This is a genomic window from Paenibacillus sp. MMO-177, from assembly GCF_037147795.1.
In the GTDB taxonomy this organism is placed as follows: domain Bacteria; phylum Bacillota; class Bacilli; order Paenibacillales; family Paenibacillaceae; genus Pristimantibacillus.
In genome coordinates this window covers 136,616-157,569 of the sequence record NZ_JBBCUR010000005.1, presented here as the reverse complement: position 1 = coordinate 157,569, position 20,954 = coordinate 136,616, and the positions used below count along the sequence as shown (strand labels likewise).

At 48.6% G+C, this 20,954-nt stretch carries 19 protein-coding genes and 2 pseudogenes; 18 read left to right on the top strand and 3 right to left on the bottom strand.

The window, feature by feature from the left end; genetic code table 11:
• The first annotated feature begins 147 nt into the window (after positions 1-147).
• From WFK81_RS18905 to WFK81_RS18870, 7 genes and pseudogenes are all read left to right on the top strand, one after another.
• Positions 148-981, top strand: a complete 834-nt coding sequence (locus tag WFK81_RS18905) for an undecaprenyl-diphosphate phosphatase (RefSeq protein ID WP_336787946.1) — start codon at positions 148-150, stop codon at positions 979-981.
• A gap of 37 nt (positions 982-1,018) precedes the next feature.
• On the top strand, positions 1,019-1,633 hold the full coding sequence (locus WFK81_RS18900) for a DedA family protein (RefSeq protein WP_336788265.1): 615 nt from the start codon (positions 1,019-1,021) through the stop codon (positions 1,631-1,633).
• Positions 1,630-2,157, top strand: a complete 528-nt coding sequence (locus tag WFK81_RS18895; RefSeq protein WP_336787945.1) for a hypothetical protein — start codon at positions 1,630-1,632, stop codon at positions 2,155-2,157. Before WFK81_RS18900 ends, WFK81_RS18895 begins: the two co-directional genes overlap by 4 nt.
• A gap of 322 nt (positions 2,158-2,479) precedes the next feature.
• Positions 2,480-2,611 (top strand): annotated as a pseudogene (locus WFK81_RS18890) (hypothetical protein); the annotation flags it as partial.
• Between the two features lie 13 nt (positions 2,612-2,624).
• Positions 2,625-3,619: pseudogene (locus WFK81_RS18885) on the top strand (efflux RND transporter permease subunit).
• A 39-nt stretch (positions 3,620-3,658) separates the two neighbouring features.
• Entirely contained in the window at positions 3,659-4,954 is a 1,296-nt protein-coding gene (locus WFK81_RS18875; protein ID WP_336788263.1) for a VTT domain-containing protein, read from the top strand.
• Positions 4,955-5,109: 155 nt separating this feature from the next.
• The gene (locus WFK81_RS18870) at positions 5,110-5,406 is read left to right on the top strand and encodes a hypothetical protein (RefSeq protein ID WP_336787943.1); all 297 of its coding nucleotides are present in this window, start codon (positions 5,110-5,112) and stop codon (positions 5,404-5,406) included.
• A gap of 407 nt (positions 5,407-5,813) precedes the next feature.
• Here WFK81_RS18870 and WFK81_RS18865 read toward each other — a convergent pair whose 3' ends face one another.
• Both WFK81_RS18865 and WFK81_RS18860 read right to left on the bottom strand, forming a co-directional pair.
• The gene (locus WFK81_RS18865) at positions 5,814-7,889 is read right to left on the bottom strand and encodes a sensor histidine kinase (RefSeq protein WP_336787942.1); all 2,076 of its coding nucleotides are present in this window, start codon (positions 7,887-7,889) and stop codon (positions 5,814-5,816) included.
• Between the two features lie 145 nt (positions 7,890-8,034).
• A complete protein-coding gene (locus tag WFK81_RS18860; RefSeq protein WP_336787941.1) occupies positions 8,035-8,727 on the bottom strand; it encodes a response regulator transcription factor in 693 nt (230 codons plus the stop codon).
• Between the two features lie 204 nt (positions 8,728-8,931).
• Between WFK81_RS18860 and WFK81_RS18855 the strand changes: the two genes are divergently transcribed.
• Genes WFK81_RS18855 through WFK81_RS18840 form a run of 4 tightly spaced genes read left to right on the top strand, consistent with a single transcriptional unit; the run spans position 8,932 to position 11,364 of the window.
• Complete coding sequence (locus WFK81_RS18855) at positions 8,932-9,261, top strand: PadR family transcriptional regulator (protein ID WP_127496115.1); 330 nt, start codon at positions 8,932-8,934, stop codon at positions 9,259-9,261.
• Positions 9,258-9,656 carry a permease prefix domain 1-containing protein gene (locus tag WFK81_RS18850; RefSeq protein WP_127496082.1) on the top strand — a complete coding sequence of 133 codons (399 nt, stop codon included), beginning with the start codon at positions 9,258-9,260 and terminating at the stop codon, positions 9,654-9,656. The genes WFK81_RS18855 and WFK81_RS18850 overlap by 4 nt, the downstream gene beginning before the upstream one ends.
• A gap of 13 nt (positions 9,657-9,669) precedes the next feature.
• On the top strand, positions 9,670-10,308 hold the full coding sequence (locus tag WFK81_RS18845) for a hypothetical protein (protein WP_336787940.1): 639 nt from the start codon (positions 9,670-9,672) through the stop codon (positions 10,306-10,308).
• Positions 10,309-10,353: 45 nt separating this feature from the next.
• Complete coding sequence (locus tag WFK81_RS18840; protein ID WP_336787939.1) at positions 10,354-11,364, top strand: fatty acid desaturase; 1,011 nt, start codon at positions 10,354-10,356, stop codon at positions 11,362-11,364.
• A gap of 77 nt (positions 11,365-11,441) precedes the next feature.
• On the opposite strand, the gene gdhA is transcribed toward WFK81_RS18840, so the two are convergent.
• Positions 11,442-12,821: an NADP-specific glutamate dehydrogenase gene (gdhA, locus tag WFK81_RS18835; RefSeq protein ID WP_336787938.1), complete on the bottom strand. Its 1,380-nt coding sequence runs from the start codon at positions 12,819-12,821 to the stop codon at positions 11,442-11,444.
• 151 nt (positions 12,822-12,972) lie between these two features.
• Between gdhA and WFK81_RS18830 the strand changes: the two genes are divergently transcribed.
• The 7 genes from WFK81_RS18830 to WFK81_RS18800 all read left to right on the top strand — a co-directional run bounded on the left by WFK81_RS18830 (position 12,973) and on the right by WFK81_RS18800 (position 20,925).
• Positions 12,973-13,872 (top strand): LysR family transcriptional regulator, encoded by a 900-nt coding sequence (locus WFK81_RS18830; protein WP_336787937.1) that lies wholly within the window; start codon positions 12,973-12,975, stop codon positions 13,870-13,872.
• Positions 13,873-14,487: 615 nt separating this feature from the next.
• Entirely contained in the window at positions 14,488-15,444 is a 957-nt protein-coding gene (locus WFK81_RS18825) for an alpha/beta hydrolase (protein ID WP_336787936.1), read from the top strand.
• A 65-nt stretch (positions 15,445-15,509) separates the two neighbouring features.
• A complete protein-coding gene (locus tag WFK81_RS18820) occupies positions 15,510-16,508 on the top strand; it encodes a type I glyceraldehyde-3-phosphate dehydrogenase (RefSeq protein ID WP_336787935.1) in 999 nt (332 codons plus the stop codon).
• A gap of 305 nt (positions 16,509-16,813) precedes the next feature.
• Positions 16,814-17,623, top strand: a complete 810-nt coding sequence (locus tag WFK81_RS18815; protein ID WP_336787934.1) for an ABC transporter ATP-binding protein — start codon at positions 16,814-16,816, stop codon at positions 17,621-17,623.
• A 26-nt stretch (positions 17,624-17,649) separates the two neighbouring features.
• Complete coding sequence (locus WFK81_RS18810; protein WP_336787933.1) at positions 17,650-18,468, top strand: ABC transporter permease; 819 nt, start codon at positions 17,650-17,652, stop codon at positions 18,466-18,468.
• Positions 18,469-18,532: 64 nt separating this feature from the next.
• Positions 18,533-19,879: an LLM class flavin-dependent oxidoreductase gene (locus WFK81_RS18805; protein WP_336787932.1), complete on the top strand. Its 1,347-nt coding sequence runs from the start codon at positions 18,533-18,535 to the stop codon at positions 19,877-19,879.
• Positions 19,880-19,905: 26 nt separating this feature from the next.
• Positions 19,906-20,925, top strand: coding sequence for an ABC transporter substrate-binding protein (locus WFK81_RS18800; RefSeq protein WP_336787931.1), 1,020 nt, complete (start codon positions 19,906-19,908; stop codon positions 20,923-20,925).
• The last annotated feature ends 29 nt before the right edge of the window (positions 20,926-20,954 follow it).

Below are 20,954 nucleotides of genomic sequence, written 5' to 3'. Positions count from 1 at the left end.
GTCTGATCGGAGGATCAGGCTTTTTTATTTTTCTTTATAATTGTTAATAAAAATTTAATAGGATATTCACGGCTCGTTGAGATCTTCGCCTTACAGTAGGAGAAGCTTGATTCAGGCATGATTAACGAGAGGAGTAATTATTCTGTTATGCACAACATTCTTACGGCGGTTGTTCAAGGCATCATAGAAGGATTAACCGAATTTCTTCCGGTGTCTTCAACGGGCCATTTAATATTGGCGGGAAAGCTGTTGAACTTTACCGGAGACAAGGCGGACACCTTTGAAATTATTATACAGCTTGGAGCCATTCTTGCCGTTGCGGTTATTTACTGGCGGAGAATATTAAACCTGCTGGGAATAGGGCGACTGTCGCCCGACTTGGCTGGAGATCAACAAGAGCAGCAGCCGGGCAGGCTTAATCTTCTTCATATTATTCTAGCCTGCTTGCCTGCGATGGTGCTGGGACTGGTTCTGCACTCGTTTATTACTTCGTATTTATTCTCCGCTTACACCGTGCTTATAGGTTTGGTTTTCGGGGGAATCTTTATGCTGTTCGGCGAGAGCAGCAAGACTTCTTCCCAAGCCAGCGGGGTTGATCAGATTACCTACAAGCAGGCCATTTATATTGGATTATTCCAATGTCTGGCGCTCTGGCCCGGCTTCTCGCGCTCGGGTGCGACAATCGCGGGGGGATTGTTATCCGGCGTTGGCTATAGAGCGGCAACAAACTTCTCGTTCCTGATTGCGATTCCGATGATGGTAGCCGCCAGCGGATACGAGTTGTTAAAAAGCTATAACACCTTAAACGCGTCGGATGCCGTATTTTTTATTACCGGCTTCCTGGTCGCTTTTGTGGTGGCCTTGGTTGCGGTGATCTCGTTCTTGAAGCTCCTTGAGCGCTTCAAGCTTGCGCCTTTTGCTTATTACCGCTTTGTGCTTGCGGCCGTTTTCCTTGTTTACCTGCTGGTGACGGGCAACTAATCGCTCTATTTCATGGTCTCGAAAGGGGAGTGGCAGGATAATGCACAGCGTTATCGATTGGATATCGAATATAGCGGTTCAACTTATTGATGCGGTAGGCATTTACGGTATATTTATCGGAATGGTGCTGGAGAGCGCCTGTATACCGATACCAAGCGAAGTTATTTTGCTAAGCGGAGGCTTGGCGGCGGCAAACGGTACGATATCGTGGCAGGCGGTCGTTATTGCGGGCGTGCTTGGCAATGTGGCGGGTTCAGTAATCGCCTATTATGTCGGCGCGCTTGGCGGGAGAAAAGTTCTTAATAAGTATGGCAAATATGTTTTCTTTAGAAACTCCCATCTTATCCAAGCCGAGCGGTGGTTCGCCCGGTATGGAGTAAGCAGTGTGTTTTTTGCGAGAAACCTGCCCTTTATCCGCACTTTCATTTCGTTGCCGGCCGGAATCGCCGAGATGAAGTTCTCCAAGTTTTTGTTGTTCACCTTCTTAGGCTGCATTCCGTGGAATGTAGCCTTGGCTTATGCCGGATACAAAGGGGGAGCCAATGCCGACTTGCTGGAGAAGTACATGCATCCGGTCAGCTACGTGATTGCGCTCCTCGTCGCAGGGTGGCTGGTGTATTGGCTGTTCCTTAAGAAGCGGATACGATTATGATTGAACCGGCCGCCGCTCATGCATCCGTCTCGGACATGGTAATCGAGCATTATGATTACGGTCTTACGTCCGATGGTCAGCCTGTTATTTATATAAAAGTACGGAATAAAAGCAAGGAAGCCTTAACGGGCGATTTTTCCGTACAGGTGAATCGTGCTTATAACGGCAGTCAGGATGAATATCGGTATAAACGTGTCGGCCGTGCCGTCGCTTTGGAGAAGGTTACTCTTGGACCTGAAAAGGAACAAAGCGTTGAAATCCGGAATGCCCCAAGATTGAGAACCGGTGATTATAGGGCGGAAATTTTGTTCCGGCATCTAAAGGAATCCAAAGAAGATCAACTGGATTTCATGGTCATCCGGTCAGATCTCGGACAACCAAGTCCGAAGCAAGAGCATTCAAGCGGTTTGCCTTTAGGTAACAATCGTATAAGGAAGTACGGGTTCATCCTTCTTCTTTTTCTGGTGTTAATAACAGGGGGATTCGTTGTACGGAGAGTGGGAAGAACGAACGGAAATCGATAGAAAAATGCAACACGGCTGCCGGGCATCATGTACCACGGCAGCCGTTTTTGTTAGTTATTGTACAACCCGTATATTGGAAGCGAAAATATTTTATTTCGCGAATGAACAATTCCGCCCATACCGGAGTCTTTCCCTATATAGACAGGAGAGGAGAGTTCTTAATGAAGCGAATCATAGAAGCCATTATGCAAAGATCAGCCATTATTTAAATTAGCGTCGTATTAATCTTGGCGTGGGGGGCCGTATCGGCGTTACAAATGCAGAGGGACTATCTTCCCGGCATTAATAACACAACCTTAATGGTGTCCTTGTCCGGGAAGGGTTATTAGGCTGCGTGTTCTCCATGCTTTGCGTCTTATTCTTCTTCCGGAATGTGCGTTCTACCTTGTTGATTGCCGTTACGCTGCCAATCTCCCTGCTCGCAACAACGGCGGTATTGAAAGCAATGGGCTAAATACGAACTCTCGATAGATAAAGATAAGGCGCTTGCTGCCGGAATCGATCCGGATCAGGTAAATAAGCTGCTGCTCAGATATACGTCCAAAGCAAAGGACTTTGATATCTCGACATCAACGGGAACGGGTACGATTCCGGTGGATGTGTATATCGATTCGGTCAAAGAGGGAGCAGCGACCGGCCAATCCGTACCGGTGTATTCCCCGGAACAGGTACTTGCCTCCTTGGCGGCAGAGACCGTTAAAGGCAGCGGCGGAAAAGCTTACCGGCTCGATTCGTTTGTAACGATGCAAAAAAGTAACGCATTATCTTCCATTCAGGAGCGAGCCGGCGAGCCGGTGTCTGTCGTTCAAGCTCAGATTACTTCGAGCGATATGAGCAAGGTATCCAAAGATGTGGAAAAAACCTTAAAGGATATACATCTTCCGGCAGGAGTCAGCTATTCGCTTGGCGGAATTACCCAGCAGGTCACGCAGATGATTATCGAGATTGCTATCGCCGTTGCGGTTTCCATCTTGCTTGTGCTGCTTATCACCAGCATGGTATTTAAAGGCTGGAAGGCGCCGATTGCCGTATTGCTGAGCATACCGCTTGCTTTGTCCGGCATCGTCATCTCTTTGTATGCGATTCATGGCCAGTGGAATCTTGCGGCATTTATCGGCGTGTTAATGCTTACGGGGATTGTTGTTACGAACGGTATTGTGCTTATCGATAAGATCGAGCGGAACCAAAAAGAAGGAATGGAGCTCCGGGACGGGTTATGCAGGGCAGCTTGTCCAGAGTTCGTCCAATCTTTATGACGGCGGGCACCACGATCTTGATCTTGATTCCTCTGGCGCTCTCGCATAGCGCGGATACGGTTATATCTCAGGTGCTTGGCATTGTGGTTATTGGAGGTATGGTTACCTCCACATTAAACAGCTTCTTCATGATTCCGAATATTTACGAATGGATGCAGGGCAGAGCCGTGCGAAAATCGGAATCCTTTATCAGGATGAACAGCTGATATCCGGTTTACAATAATGGAAGAAGCAAGGGGGTATACATCATCGATATCGCAGCATGGCTTGAACAGTATGGTTACGGAATTATTTTTATCGCATTATGCCTTGAAATGCTGGCCTTGCCTCTTCCTGGTGAGATTATGATGAGCTATGCGGGAATGCTGGTGTTTGAGAAAAAACTGAGCTGGCTTCTTAGCATTCTGACCGCATCGGCAGGCGTAACCGCCGGAATAACGCTCTCCTACTGGATAGGTTATTGGTTGGGCAAACCGTTTATTAAGAAATACGGGCATCGGTTCCATATGGGCGAGGAACAAATGGAGCGCTTAACGGTCTGGTTTGAGAAATATGGCGATAAGCTGTTGTTTATCGCTTATTTCCTACCGGGCGTCAGACATATTACGGGTTACTTCTGCGGAGTAACCCGAATGCCGTTTCGGCGGTATGCGATTTACGCTTATTCCGGGGCTGTCTTTTGGGTCAGCTTATTTATCTCGCTCGGAAAAGTGCTAGGGCCCAAATGGGAAGCGTACCACTCCACGGTGAACCGTTATTTGATTATCTTTGCAATTGCTTCGGGTCTGCTGTTTGTGATCTACAATCTCTTGAAGAAGTATAAGTACCGGATCATCTCGTTTCTGCTGGATATGGTCGGCGGAGGTGTTCGCCAGGTAAGGTCATTGGGGAAAGCAAAATATCTGGTGATCGCTGCCTTTGCTGCGTTCGTATTATCTCTCTCGCTAATGTTCGGAATGATTCAAGATTATGCTGCGCAGGAGTTCGGGAAGTTTGACGAGGTGACTTATTATCTGATCTTGATGATTATCGGCTCCGGCTGGCATGACCTGATGGAGGATTTCCTTCAGATAGGCAGCATTTATCTCTTTGCCCCGGTGATTGCCCTTACCCTGATCGTTATTCGATTCAAGGGGAATAACAAGCTGCTGGAAATATTATTTTTGTGCTGGACGATTGCCGGAGGCGTCGTTCTAAACGAAGGGCTTCGCATGGTCTTTCATCGGACGGGTCCCGTCTCTTCCGGCATTCCAATCATGAACACCTTTCCAAGCGAGGATACCTTTACGGCCGTTACCGTATTGGGATTTTGCGTCTTTCTGATTGTGCGGCATTACGGCCAGGAAATCATTCATTTCGTCCTGATTGCTGCCGCGGCGCTTCTATGCTTCTTGTTAGGAATCAGCCTCATCTATTTCAACTTGCAATATCCAAGCGATGTAGCCGCAGGTTACGTATTTGGCGGCGTTTGGGTAAGCCTAAACGTTCTCATGCTGGAAGTGAGGCGGAAACTGCAGCGAAGCAGAGTAAGTATAGCTTAAGTTATGGCTCAGTTTTATGTAGTTTTAGAAACTGTATCTAACTCGGCGGCAGCCGGTCACGATGACCGGCTGTCGTATTTTTTTGCAAAAAAAGCATTGATCTTATGAGTAAGTTACAGGTAAAATATGGATATAAAATGAGGAGGGAAATTATTTTGTCCATTGTGATAGTCATCGTTATTGTAGCGGCTTCCTTCATCATCATTTCGAACGTGACGGGAACCTCCAATCAAAGAGGAAACCGCTCCGGGGTATATAGAAGATCGGGACATTCCACGGTAGATTCGAATTTGAATTCTCACCTGATTAACAACCATTCGGATGAGGATATCCATCGCCATCACAATCACGGCCATCATCACGGCCATCATCACCATCATGATCATGGAAGCAGCCATTCGCCTTCCAGCGATTCCTCATCGGGGTCGGATTCGGGCTCAAGCTGCGATTAATAAAGAAGTTAAAGAAGCTCCCTGCGGGCAATCAGGCGAATAAACCTGTTCCTGTGCGGGGAGCTTTTTTCTTCCAGTATCTTCTTAAGAAAAACTTAAGGTTTTTCCTCAGGTTTTATTAAATAGTTTTTCTTATCCTATAGATTAGATTGTACAGGAGGAGAAGGGAGAACATTTCTCTATGGACCGGCATGTAAAAATCGGTATCTTGCGGCGGTATGAGAGCTATTGCTATCAGATTTGCCACTATCTTATCCAGCAAGAGCCATATGCATCCCAAGCAGCGAAAGAGGCATTGCTCAGCATTGCCGTCGATGCTTGCTTTTTTACGGATTCCGACGAGACGAGAAGGGAAAAAATCCGTCGTACCAGCATCCGCATGTCCTTGTTATGGCAAGGAAACGGGCTTAAGAATAAAACGCAACCTTTAACATAACCGTAGCTTTAAATAAATCACCATCGGTCTCGAGCGTCAGGCGGCCCCCGTGAAGGTCGATAATCGATTTCGCGATCGCCAGCCCAAGGCCTGATCCTTCCGTATGGCGTGAAGTATCTCCTCGTTTGAAGCGCTCGAAGAGTTCGTCTGCATTATCGTTGATTTCGAACTTCGATACGTTCTTGAAAATAATCGCAACCTCTTCATGATCTATCAGCTGCATCGAGATATAAGCACGCGTATGGGCAAGAGAATACTTTAACATATTCCCGATCAGGTTATCGAATACCCGCCACAGCTTTTGCCCGTCTGCCGAGACATAGACCGGTTCCTTCGGCAGAGAGAAACGGAACTGAATATCGGAGCTGTCCATTCCTTCTTTATATTCTGCCAGCGCCTGCTGCATGAGCTGAACCAGATCCGTCCGTTCCAGCAGCAGCTTCGCATTGCCGCTAGTCATGGTCGATACTTCGAACAGATCGTCAATCATCGTCTTTAGCCGCTTCGATTTCTGGTCAATAATCTCGGCGTAAGCTGCCCGTTCCTCCATGGTTGCTTCCCCTGACTTGAGAAGTCCCGCATACGTAATAATGGAGGTAAGGGGAGTCCGCAGATCATGACTGACATTGGTTATGAGCTCCGTCTTCAGCCTCTCGCTTTTTGCTTGTTCGTTTTGCATGATGCGGACGCCTTGCCTAAGCGCGTTAATATTGTCTGCCAATGAAGCAAGCACGCCGCTTCCAGATGGGGGAACCGCCTCCGGCATCCGGCCGGCGGCCAGCTCATCTGCAGCGAGGGCAAGCAAGTTCAAATATCCGAGCTGTCTGATGGACAGCATAAACGCGGCAACTCCAGCAACCGCCATAATTAGAGCCAGCAGGAAGTAGAAGGAATCGCTGTAGTAGAAGTAAGCGACAGCCGCCCATCCTCCGGCAAAACCCATTCCGGCAAATATAAAAGCGAATAAGAAGAGCCTTACTCCGGTGCTTTTGTATAGGAAGGAGTTCTTTACTTGTGTCGTTATTTGGGCGACGCCAGCTTTTGCACGAGTAAATGCTCGATTCAATAGGGAGCGCGCCCACTCAGTTTTCACCTCGTTCCAGCTCCGCATTCCGTTAGCTAGAAGCTTCCCCTGCTGAATGGTCAAGGCCAGGCCAATCGCCGCAACTACGAATGCAATAAGCAGCTTGCCGGAATAGAGCAACGGCGATTGAAACAGGGAAGGATAATAGCCCGCCGAATTCACAAGTACACCTGCAACAAGCGCGGAGGTTCCGATGAACAATGCGCTCCTTATATCTATTGGCAGCTTGTTATAGATGTTAGACCCAGTGCCTGTCTCAACACGGATAGACAAACCGCGTTTCAATCGGGCTGCGCCTACAATAAGCAAAATACCGCCAACCAGGACATAGGCGAACAGGGAGAACTGCTCCCATCGATATTGCTTGGCCAATTCCTGCTGGGGACTGTTTCTCGGAACCGCGATCCAGCCCTGATATGGCAGGAGGGAGGAATCCAGCAGCTCATGTGCTCCGATCAAGTCATGCAGCGAATTTGTAATATCTACGGTATAGTCCGTCACATATACATGACCACCGGAATATAGTTCATTCCGCGCAGCCTGTTCATTTTGAGCGTTTAGGCTGGAATGGACAACACCTGTAGACGAATTCCATAAGTAATAGTCGAACTGGTCATAGAAATGGTTGAATTCCGAACGGTAGGCTTCCCGTAGCCTGTAGTAGCTGTCTATACGCTGCTCTTTGTTTTCTCTTACGAGAGCGGTGACCCGGTCGTCATCCTGGAACAACTTTATAAGATCGGCTGTCTTGCGTTCTCTTTCCGCTTTGTAATAATCGGCGGCCGTGTTGTTGTCGACAGCAAGCGCGTCTTGAATGAGGGGTTCGTATTCGTCCCGGAATGCATTAAGCTGTTCGGTAAGAGGACCAAGTTGATTGCGGTAATCCGCGATTTCTTCTCTTTCCACCGTGATGGCGGATTTAGCTTCCTGCTTCGAGATCGAATTAAGCTCAAATAAGTTCAACGTGGCAGTGAATTGATCCAGTTGCGCTCGGAACTCTTGCGTATGGAAATAATCACGGTGAAGGTAGCGACTGCCTTGATCCAGTAAGGTTAAAGGCCCGCTTAGGCCAATAACCAGCAAGAGTGCATAGAGGACAACATGTGTCCTATTTCTCCATTTTGTATCCAATACCCCACACCACTTTCAGATATCTTGGATTTTTTGGGTCAATCTCGATTTTTTCTCGGATTTTTCTGATATGGACGGCTACCGTATTTTCCGCGTTATAGCCCGGCTCCTTCCAGACTCGCTCATATATGTCATGGATTGAGAGGACTCGTCCGGCATTTGTCATCAGCAGCTCCACGATTTTGTACTCGATGGGTGTCAGCTTTACGGCATCACCGTTCACCGTCACTTCCTTGGCTTCCTGGTTGAGCGTGAGACCCCGAAGGTTAATGGTTTTTTTTGCCCCTTCATAGGAGCCGAAGGTAACGTATCTCCTAAGCTGGGATTTCACCCGCGCAACAAGCTCCATGGGGTTAAAAGGTTTGGTCATATAATCGTCCGCGCCTACATGGAGTCCCAGTATTTTGTCGCTGTCCTCGCTTTTGGCACTTAAGATGAGAATCGGAAGATTGCGCTGCTCGCGGATTTTGTAGGTTGCCTTTATACCGTCCAATCGTGGCATCATTATGTCCAATATGATAAGATGCACCGAATTGGCTTCCAGCATCTCCAATGCTTCCAGGCCGTCCTTCGCCTTTAACACGGCGATGCCTTCCTGCTTCAAATAAATTTCAATCGCATCGCGTATTTCCTTATCGTCATCAACTACCAGCACCACGCTTTGCTCCATCGCACTCACCCCCTCTATTTACCTTTTCACTCATTATAATTGGAAAATCTTAATATCCGGTGTTCAAATTTATGAAGAACTTCTTAATTTCTCGGTCAGCGCAGATAGCCCAAGTTCAATAATCCTTAATTACTTTGACACATAGAGTAATTTCGGTTAGTATTACTCTATCAGATAGAATAGTTAGGTCAAGGAGGGCTCAGTATCATTAGGAGCGACATTATTCGCGGGCATTTGGATCCCATCATCCTGCGCCTGATCCTGGAGAAGGATCGGTACGGATATGAAATTTCTAAAGAGATCAGCCTGCGGACGAAGGACAGATTCCAGATTAAAGAAGCGACCTTGTATGCGGTATTTCAAAGACTGGAGAACAAAGACCTTATCGAGTCTTATTACGGTGATGTTTCTCACGGAGGACAGAGGAAATATTACCGAATAACAACGCTTGGCAAGGCTTACTTACGGGAAATGGTTAAAGAATGGGAAGAAATCAAGGGAATTATCGACGTGTTCATGGAGGGATTGAATTGAAATCGATAAAGCAGCATGTAGACGAATTGTTTAAGGGAATTCCGGAGAGCGAGAAGAAGAAAGTGATCAAACAGGAAATTGTGGCCAATCTCCAGGAGAAGGTATTCGATCTGATGGAGCAGGGGAAGGAAGAAGAGGATGCCATCAATAAAGCGATTGTCGAGTTCGGAGACATCGAGGAGATTAAGCAGCAGCTTGGACACAAGCTTCCTACTAGAAGGAACAATGCCAAATTAAATCTTGGCTTCTCGATCTGGGGCAGCCTTCTGATTATCGCGCTTGTTGTATTCGTGAATTTCTACTATACACCGGATGTGATTTGGTTCGTTTACCCGACATTTGCCGTGCTTTGGTGGCCGTTGTCCATGGTGTTTAATTGGTTGCGCTTAAGGTGAGGAGGTCGACCTAATGATAGATAAGCAGCAAGTTGGATTTGCCGTAGTAGGCAGCTTGATGAGTATCTTGTTCTTTTTGATCGTAAATTTCTTAACATCTCCGAGTGAAATTTGGTTTATTTACCCGGCATTTGTGTTGTTATTCTGGCCGCTTAGTCTGGCATCCGTAAGAAAGGGCTATTACAGGCTGTACTCTTTGCTCGGAAGTCTGCTTGTCATCGTCTTTCTGCTTACAATCAATTACATGGAATCTCCCGAGTTTCCGTGGTTCGTTTACGCCATATTTCCATTCGTCTGGTGGCCGGTAACGATATATAGCGGATCCAAAGCAAAGACGTTAACATTCGCCATAATTTCGGGCATAAGCGTGACGATTTATTATGCGATCCTGAATGCTGTAATGTCACCTGAATATCCTTGGGCGATTTATCCTGCCTTTGCCGTAATCTGGTGGCCGCTCGCTTTGTATTATGTCCGGAAAAAGCAGTACTACCCGTTTTCGATCTCTGCCAGCGCGTTGATGATTGCCTTTTTTATTACGGTTAACATGGTTTCTTCGCCGGATGCCATATGGGCGATCTATCCGATCTTCGCCATTCTATGGTGGCCGCTTAGCATGTACTACTTTGGGGTCAAAAGAATAAAGAGTTGATGTACCAACAAATATACGAAGTCCATGGGGACAGAGGGGAACATTATGCCTACTCCAACTGTACGTCAACTAAAAAAGGACATGGCTCCTTATGAAAAATCGCATGCCAGGACCAGCATACTACAGATCTTGAATACCATTTTGCCGTTTGTGCTGCTTTGGTATTTGGCCTATTGGGCGCTTGATGTCTCTTATTGGCTTACGCTTGCTATTTCTGTTGTGGCCGCCGGATTCGTTATTCGGATCTTCATCCTTTTTCACGATTGCTGTCATCAGTCGCTGTTCAAAAGCAAGAGACTAAACGAAATCGTTGGAACCATTACGGGCATTCTTACCTTTCATCCTTTTCATCAATGGAAGCATGCGCACTCGATTCATCATGCTACGAGCAGCAATTTAAATAAACGGGGAACCGGTGATGTATGGATTCTAACGGTAGAGGAGTATTTAACTTCTTCCTTCTGGAAGCGTTTGGGGTACAGACTGTACAGGAATCCTTTCGTAATGTTTGTTCTTGGGCCTTTCTACACGATGCTCATCGAGAACAGGTTCAACCGGAAAAATGCCAAAACAAAAGAACGACTCAATACGTATTTGACGAATCTGGCTCTTGCGGGATTATCCGCGCTGCTGTGTTGGGCGATTGGATGGCAAGCCTTCCTGCTGGTTCAAATTCCGATCTTCTATCTCTCCGGCGCAGCCGGGATCTGGTTGTTTTATGTCCAGCACCAATTCGAAGATAGCTACTTCGAGAAGGAAGAGGATTGGGACTATGTGAAGGCAGCGGTAGACGGAAGCTCTTATTACAAGCTGCCCAAGCTGCTTCAGTGGCTGACAGGGAATATCGGTTTTCATCATGTCCATCACCTCAGTCCAAGAGTACCGAATTATTACTTGGAAAAAGCGCATGAGAAGACGCCTGCCTTGCATAAGGTGACTACGATAACGATAGCCTCCAGCCTGCAAGCGATACGTTTTCGCCTATGGGATGAGGCAAACAAGAGATTTGTGGGATTCAAGGAAATTCGTCTAATGAAACAAGTCGTTAAACAATAGCTCGGATGAAAAATAAAACCTCTTCCCCACAAAGGAGAAGAGGTTTTTTGCTGCTTTTATTCTTGATTTGCTAAATCCTATACGCCTTGTGCGATCATCGCGTCGGCAACTTTTACAAAGCCGGCGATGTTAGCGCCGATAACCAGGTTGCCTGGCACGCCGTAAGCTTCGGATGCTTTCATGCTCGCCGTATAGATGTTGTGCATGATTTGCTGGAGCTTGGTATCTACCTCTTCAAGCGTCCAGGACAGTCTTGCGCTATTTTGCGCCATTTCCAGAGCCGATACGGACACGCCGCCTGCATTTGCCGCTTTCGCTGGAGCGAACAGCACTTTGTTGTCCAGGAAGACATCGATAGCTTCTAGCGTGGAAGGCATGTTGGCACCTTCGCCAACCGCTTTTACGCCATTATTGACAAGCAGCTCAGCCGAAGCCTTGTCAATCTCGTTTTGCGTTGCGCATGGAAGCGCGATATCGCAGGCAATCGACCAGATGCCGGAGCAACCTTCCACGTAGATTGCGTCCGGATGCTCGAGAACATAGTCTTTGCATCTGCGGTTTTCGACTTCTTTCAGGCGTTTGAGGGTATCCAGGTTAATGCCAGCTTCATGATAGATATAACCGCTGGAATCGCTGCAGGCTACCACTTTTGCGCCGAGCTGAATAGCCTTTTCGATAGCATAGATGGATACGTTGCCCGATCCGGACACGACTACCGTGCTTCCGTTAAAGCCAAGGCCTACGCTCTTCATCATTTCTTCAACGAAGTATACGGCTCCGTAACCCGTTGCTTCTTTGCGGCCAAGGCTTCCGCCGTAACCAAGCCCTTTACCTGTCAGAACCCCGGCTTCGTAAGCGCCGACCAGCTTCTTGTATTGGCCGAACATATAGCCGATTTCTCTTGCGCCAACACCGATATCGCCTGCCGGTACGTCCGTATCCGGACCGATATGCTTGCTGAGCTCCATCATGAAGCTTTGGCAGAAGCGCATAATTTCCAGATCCGATTTACCTTTAGGATCAAAGTCGGAGCCGCCTTTGCCGCCGCCGATCGCTTGGCCGGTCAACGAGTTTTTGAAGATTTGCTCAAACCCGAGGAACTTGATAATGCTGGCGTTTACGGATGGATGGAAGCGCAAGCCGCCTTTGTAAGGGCCGATTGCATTGCTGAATTGAACGCGGAAACCGCGGTTTACTTGTACTTTGCCATTGTCATCCGTCCAAGGTACGCGGAACGAAATGATCCGGTCCGGCTCAACCAGGCGGTCGAGGACCGCATGCTCGATATATTTCGGCTGTTTGGCGAGTACGGGAATCAGGGACAGGAATACTTCCTTCACGGCCTGGTGAAATTCAACTTCTCCCGGATTGCGTTTTTGCACCGTTTCAAACAGATCATCAATATAGCTGTGAGCAGCTTCCGTGTTCGCTTGTTCCACTTCTTTTACGATACTCATCGCGACAACACTCCCTCAAGGTTTTAGGAAAACATATTCATTTCTCTTTTTTAATTTAGTAGTTTAATATTAATATTAAATATTTAATCGCAACAATATTCAGATAGGATAAAGTTGATGCGTTTTGCGCATGAAGGATAGGGTGAGTTTAGTGGAAATTAGACAAATGCGATATTTTATGGAAGTTGCAAAGAGAGAGCATGTGACTGATGCCGCCAACGTCCTGCATGTTGCGCAATCCTCTGTCAGCAGGCAGCTGGCCCAATTGGAAAGCGAATTAGGGGTCGATTTATTTATCCGGAACGGCCGGAGAGTAAAGCTGACGCCAATAGGGAAGATTCTGCTGCAACGAGTGGAACAAATGCTGCACATGATGAACGAGGCGGAGCGGGAAGTAAAGGAATATTTGGATCCGGAAAAAGGGGTCGTGCGTATCGCATTCCCGATCAGCTTAGCCGCGCATGTCCTGCCAAAGGCGATTTATGCCTTTCGCAAACAGTACCCGGAAGCCAAGTTTCAGATGAGACAAGCCCTTTACGGCGATTTGATTGACGGTGTAATCAACGGCGAGTTTAATTTGGCCATGATTGCCCCGCTGCCTGAAGAGGATAAGCATATTCAGCAAAAGCTGCTTTTTACGGAACGGATTGTGGCGCTGCTGCCCGTCCATCATCCGCTTGCCAATCGGTCCAGCATACAACTGTCGGAGATCAAGGACGAGTCCTTTGTCACGCTCCCTGAAGGGACGATTTTCCGTAAAATCGTTCTGAATGCCTGCAACGAAATTGGCTTTACGCCCCATATCGCCTTTGAAGGGGATGACATCGATGCGCTGAAAGGGCTGGTATCGGCTGGACTCGGGATTGCCCTTATGCCTGAGGTTACCTTGGTCGAGAATATCCCGCAATCGACGGTTAAAATTCCGCTGGCAGATCCCACGGTTACTCGAAGCATAGGGATCATCTGTCCGACGCAGCGCAAATTGCTTCCGACGGAGCAATTGTTTTACCGCTTTCTTACCGAGTTTTATACGCCGGAATACAAGCTATAACTCCGGACCATGCAGCGAAAACTCCTTGATAATCAAGGAGTTTTCGTTGTTTCGGTCTCAAGATTTTCAAGAATGAAAGAGAGCTGTTATGGAAAAGATATCTTAATCCAACGACTGCAAAACGATTCAAGTAATCTTCAAGACGTTCGATATCCGAATCCAATGCACGGTTTTGCAAAGGGAGAATAACATTGGACTGCAGGGATACGAATATCGGATTACTGCGGTCCCAGGTTAACATTCCTAACCTGGTCGTGAAAGTATTTTGATTGGGACAACGTCGTAAACAAAGGCCGCGGTTGTCCTTCTGTTTACAGGAGATCCGGCTCATCCGTTTGGCTAAGTTCCAGCAAAATCAATAAAACCGGTCCGCTGATGATATGTTCAGTCGTACCGGTTTTTTTATTTATATAAATTTTACAAATCATAGGACTTTTCCTAACCATAAAATAGTAAAATTATCACTATATTCTGACGACATCTTATCCTACACTATTGATGACAAACCTTTCCCTATATGAGAACATCACCGGATTCAATTCCTCGCATAGCGGTGATTAAATATAGGAAGAAGTGCATATCGGATGCAATCCAATCATGTGAGGAGAGGTAGAGATGACAGAAAAAACCGCAAGCAACAAAGTCGTGCTGGAGCCGGAGGCATTAAAATTTGCTCAGGATACGGCTAATCCGCCTTATTTGTTCGACCTTGGTCCGGAAAAGGGCCGGGAAACGGTAGATGACGTTCAAGCCGGAGATATTGCGAAGCCGCCTGTCGACATCACCGATCTGACGATTGAGGGAGGACCAAGCGGGCAAGTGTCTATCCGCATTCTCCGCACTCCCGATACGACTAAGAAGCTCCCTGCCATTCTTTATATCCATGGCGCCGGCTGGGTGTTTGGCAACGCCCATACGCATGACCGGCTTATCCGCGAGCTGGCGGTTGGGGCGGAGGCTGCCGTTGTTTTCCCGAATTACAGCTTGTCGCCGGAAGCCAAATACCCGACCGCGATCGAAGAGATTTATGCAACCCTTCAGTGGATAGCGGAGAACGGGGAAGAGCATGGCCTCGATACGAGCCGTCTTTACGTGGCCGGAGACAGCGTTGGCGGCAACATGACGGCGGCCATAACGCTTATGGCCAAAGAACGCAAAGGACCTCAGATTCATAAGCAGCTGCTGTTCTATCCGGTAACGGATGCGGGTAACGAGACCGAATCCTACAAGGAATTCGCGACGGGTTATTTCCTTCGCCGGGACGCTATGACTTGGTTCTGGGATCAGTATACGACAAACCGCGAAGAACGGGAGGAGATCTATGCCTCTCCGCTGCGCGCCACAACCGAGCAGCTTGCAGGCTTGCCGCAAGCTCTAATCATTACGGGGGAAGCGGACGTCCTTCGCGATGAAGGCGAGGCTTACGCCAATAAGCTTCGCGAGGCTGGCGTGCGGGTTACGCAGGCGCGCTTTCAGGGAACGATTCACGATTTTGTTATGCTTAATGCCCTGGCAGACACGGCGGCCGCCCGCGGAGCGATGCTGCTGGCAAACGCTTGGCTGAAGGAATAGCCATTAAATTTTTTTTAACGGTAAAAAAATTGATTGCGCCCACGATGCGCAGGCAGGAGCAGAACATGAACAATATTGCTATTTTTGGCTTTGGACGGATCGGAAGACAACTTCTTCGCGTAGCTTTGGAGAACCAGCTGTTTGTACCGGTATCCATCTCGGATATTAAAGACGAAGCGACGCTTGCGGCTCTATTTGAAGTCGATACGAACTACAAGCGTTGGCCGGAGACAGTCGCAGGCACAGAGGGAACGATCAAAATCGGCGGCCGTTCCATTCTTTATTTGAACTCGTCTCAGGAAATTCCGAACTGGAGCGAGCTTGGCGTTGGGCTTGTTATCGACTGTACGGGACGCGCGGTGACAAGACAGGTAGCGGAGCTTCATCTGGAGCGCGGCGCGAAACGCGTTCTCGTCAGCGGACCAAGCAAAACCCTTGACGATTGCGATGCGGTATTGCTGAAAGGAATCAATCTCGACAGCTTTGATCCGGAGAAGCACAAAATCATCAGCATGGCGAGCTGCACGACTAATGCCCTCGCTCCCGTTGTTAAGCTGGTCCGGGAAAACTTCGGCATTCAATACGGCTTATTCTCGACGGTACATTCCTATACGAATACCCAGTCGCTGACGGATCAGCCGATGAGAGACCGCAGGGATTCCTGGGCAGCCGCGGAAAATATTATTCCATCTTCTTCGGGCGCGGCAAAGGCGCTTAAGTTTATTTGGCCGGATCTGCAAATTACGGGTAAAGCTTACCGGATTCCGACACGTACCGGAAGTATCGCGGAGCTGAATCTGGTTACGGAAAAGCCGTGTACCGCCCAGGAAATTAACGATATGTTCCGCAAAGCCGCGCAGGAAGGACCGCTTAACGGAGTTCTTGATGTGCTGGAAGGGGAGTGGGCTTCCTCGCGTATCGTAGGCGATTCCCATTCTTCGATTATCGATCTGCCGCTGACCCATGTACAGGGCGGACTTTTATCCGTTGCAGCCTGGTATGATAACGAGTGGGGCTACGCCTCGCGCCTCGCCGAAGTTGCGGCATTTTTAAGCCGTCAATAATTGCATATAGGAACGTCAGCCCCGCCTTGGAGAAGGCGGGGTTTTTGCGATTTCGGAAAATTGTTGCAGAGGTCGGGCAACTTGCTTGGGGCTTTAAAATTGGCCTAAATGTCCTATATTGACAACCAAAAGGTTTATGCTATATTAATCTCATGGTTTTACTTGGTATTAAATGTCACCTATTGGATGAATCATCCAACCAAACGAACCGCTGACCGGGCAACTGGAAGCGCAGAAGACCAGCACTTGTTGCGGTCGGCTGCGCTTTTTTGTTTTTACCGGACTAAAGAGAAAGGGTGAGAGAAATGCCGGCAACAGAAAAGCTTCGATTCGAGAATGTGGCAAAAAGCTTTATCGTGCGCGATCCGAAACAAAAAGGGGCGACGCAGCCATTTACGGCGGTTAAGGATTTAAGCTTTACCGTCAAGGAAGGCGAGTTTATTACCTTAGTGGGTCCAAGCGGCTGCGGAAAATCAACTCTTCTTGACCTTATTAGCGGATTATCGCTCCCAACAAGCGGACGGATTTACATGGACGGGAAGGAAATTACCGGTCCCGGCCTCGACAGAGGCATTGTTTTTCAGCAATATGCTTTATTTCCTTGGAAGACGGCAAGAGGGAATATTGAGTTCGGACTGGAGGCAAAAGGTATTCCAAAGCATGAACGGAGGGAATTAGCGGAGCATTTTCTGTCGTTAGTCGGGCTGAGCGCCTTCGCTAACCGGTATCCCCATGAGTTGTCCGGAGGCATGAAGCAGCGCGTAGCGATTGCCAGAAGCCTTGCTTTTAACCCGGATGTTCTGTTAATGGATGAGCCGTTTGCGGCGCTTGATGCGCAGACGCGGGAAACCTTGCAAAGCGAGCTGCTTCGGATCTGGCAGAAAACGAAAAAAACGATTATTTTCATCACGCATGGCATTGACGAAGCGGTATACCTGGGAGAACGCGTTGTTGTTCTGACTCCCGGTCCGGGTACGGTGAAGAAGATCGTCGATATTCCTTTGAAGCACCGGCTGGATGATGTGGATATCCGCTCCAATCCGGAGTTTGTAAAGGCGCGGCATGAGGTATGGAGCCTGCTGCATGAGCTGGAGTACCAAGGCGCGTATATATAACGGATTAAAGAAAGGAGCGTGTCGAGATGGAAAATGTAAAAGCGGTTCCTAGACCCTTGCAGGGCAGAAAGATCAAACTGGGCATTTCGCTTAATATCCGCAAGCTGTTCAAGCAGTCTATCGTCCTGATCTTATTGGCTCTGGTCTGGCAGTTTGCTCCCCTTGCGGGATTCGCGGATCCGGCTTTCCTGCCCCCGTTCTCCGATGTCGTTCAGGCATTGTGGAATTTGATATTGTCCGGCGAGCTGTTCCATCATTTCGAGGCGAGTATGATTCGTTCGTTAAGCGGATTTGCTTTAGCTCTTGTTATCGCCATTCCGTTAGGGCTTGCGATAGGCTGGTATCCTCTTGCCAGGGAGCTGCTTAATCCGGTTATGGAACTGTTCCGCAACACGGCGGCGCTCGCTTTGCTTCCCGTGTTTATGCTTATCCTCGGCATCGGAGAGACGTCCAAAATCGCCATTGTATTGTTCGCCTGCACATGGCCGATTCTTCTGAACACGATCGCGGCCGTCGGCAACGTAGATCCGCTGCTGATCAAATCAGCCCGGTCCATGAATCTATCGTCTTATAAGCTGTTCCTCAAAGTTATCCTGCCGGCATCGGTGCCTACGATCTTTACCGGAATCCGAATGGCGGGAACCGGAGCGATTCTTGTGCTTATCGCCGCCGAGATGGTAGGCGCCAAGGAAGGCCTCGGCTACCTCATCACGTATTCCCAATATAACTTTCAAATCCCCGAAATGTTCGCCGGTATCCTCACGATCGCTTTGCTTGGCTTGTTGATTAATCAGGGACTAAGCGTGCTGGAACGCAAATTGTCTAAGTGGAAGCAGCAAGTATAAACGAAGCGGATATTTTTTTACATTAAAGTTGATTAAAAATATAGGAATACTAGGAGTTTGGGTTATGACCAAAAAACAAATGAAGCTGGGAGCCTTCTTCAACCTGCCGGGCCATCATGTGGCCAGCTGGCGTTATCCGTCCACGGATCCTCGCCGGACCTTGGATCTGGAGTATTTAAAAGAGCTGGCGCTGACGGCGGAGCGGGGCAAGTTCGACATGATTTTTTTCGCGGATATCCTTGGTCTCAAGCGTCTGGGCAATTTCGCCACTTCAACTATCAAGCTTGATCCGCTTATTATTATCGCGGCGCTTGCGGCAGTTACCCGGAATATCGGCCTGACGGCAACTCTTACGACTACTTATAACGAGCCGTTCCAGGTAGCGCGCAAGTTCGCGGCTATCGACCATTTATCCGGAGGGCGTGCGGGCTGGAATGTAGTGACCTCAGGCAACGAGAAGGAAGCGCAGCTGTTCGGCAAGGAAAAGCATCTCGAGCATGCGCGGCGCTACGAAAGGGCGGAAGAGTTCGTCGAGCTGACGAAGAAGCTGTGGTTCTCCATCGAAGAGGAAGCGCTTGTTATCGACAAGGAGAATGGCAGGTTCTTGGACGTTGACAAGGTTCACCCCGTTGATCACCAAGGGGAATGGTTTAAAGTGCAGGGTCTGCTGGATGCTCCGTCATCGCCTCAAGGTTATCCCGTCATTGTGCAGGCAGGATCTTCGGAAGCCGGGAAAGAGCTGGCCGCGAAGACGGCCGAGGTGATATTTACCGCCTGGCAGACGCTGGAGGAGGCGCAGGCTTTCTACCGGGACGTGAAAGGACGCCTTGCCAAATACGGACGCCGACCGGATGATCTGAAAATTATGCCGGGCGTGTTTATCACGGTTGCCCGCACCGAAGCCGAAGCGATTGCGAAGCGCAAGGAGTTAAACAGCTATATTTCGCCAGAGGTTGGTCTGGAGTACTTATCGAATTTTATCGGCGTCGATTTGAGCGGTTACGACGTGGATGCGCCGCTGCCGGCAAGCGGGGAGAACGAGGATAAGACCAATCCGCAGACCCGCACGAATATCATACGCGCTCTTGCGGAGCGGGAAGGCTTAAGCACGCTGCGGGAGGTGTACGAATTTATCGCAGGCGCGCGGGGACACCGGGAAATTGTAGGCACGCCGGCACAAATCGCCGATCAGTTAGAAGAATGGTTTTTAAATGAAGGTGCTGACGGCTTTAATATTATGCCGCCTACGTTCCCCGAAGGTTTTAACGACATTGTAGAGCTTGTTATACCGGAGCTGCAGCGCCGCGGATTGTTCCGTACGGAATACGAAAGCCATACGTTGCGTGGAAATTTGGGTTTGTCTATTCCAGTTAATCCATATAGAAAGCAGCCGCAGCAATCGCATCAATAAATATGAATGGGTAGGGAGAGGGTCTTATGAAAAAACGATTTACTCATGTTCATGCCTTTTTGTTAACGATGGGCTTAGTTAGCGCGCTGCTTGCAGGCTGCTCGGAGAGCAAGGCAAAGTCGGGGGAAGAAGACAAGGTGCTTCAGTATAATTCGGCGCCGGGAAGCGTATCGTTCCCGGAGCTGGCGAAGGATTTGGGGTATCTGGGCGATTTGGAGCTGGAATCGATCGGGAGCACGACGGGCGGACCGGAAAGCATTCAATTAACGGCAACCAAACAGATTGATTTTGGTTCGGCCTTTAACGGGGCGATAATCAAATCCATCTCGCAAAACGTAAAGATCAAATCCGTTATCGGCTCATACGGCAGCGATAAGAATACTTACATCGGCGCTTATGTGCTGGCCGACAGCCCGATTAAATCGCCGAAAGATTTTATCGGCAAAAAGGTTGGCGTCAATACGCTGGGAGCCCATTTGGAATTTGTAACGAAAGACTATTTAAGGAAAGGCGGCTTGACCGAGAAGGAGATCGAACAGGTGACGCTTGTGACGATCCCTTCCGCCAATGCCGAGCAAATTCTCCGCAGCAAGCAGATTGACGTTGTGCTCATGAGCGGTATCGCAAGAGACCGGGCCCTGGACAAAGGGGGCATCGTTGAGCTCTTTAAGGATACGGACGTTTACAAGACGGAGTTTACGGCAGGCGATTATTTCTTCCGGGAGGAGTATATCAAGAAGAACCCGGACACGGTAAGGCAGTTTGTTGAAGGAGTGTCCAAGGCGATTGAATGGGCGCGCACGACTCCGCGGGAAGAAGTCATCCAGCGGTTCGAAGCCATTATCAAGAAGCGTGACCCCAACGAACCAACCGAAAACCTGAAATATTGGAAGAGTACCGGGATCGCGCAGACCGGAGGCGTCATTACGCCGGGAGAATATCAGGTCTGGATAGACTGGCTGGTTGCTAACGGCGGTTTGAAGAAAGGCCAGATTAAGGCGGAAGATTTGTACACCAACGAGTTTAATCCCTACGCCAAGAAATAAGGAAACCTCATTATATAAGAAGAGATGGA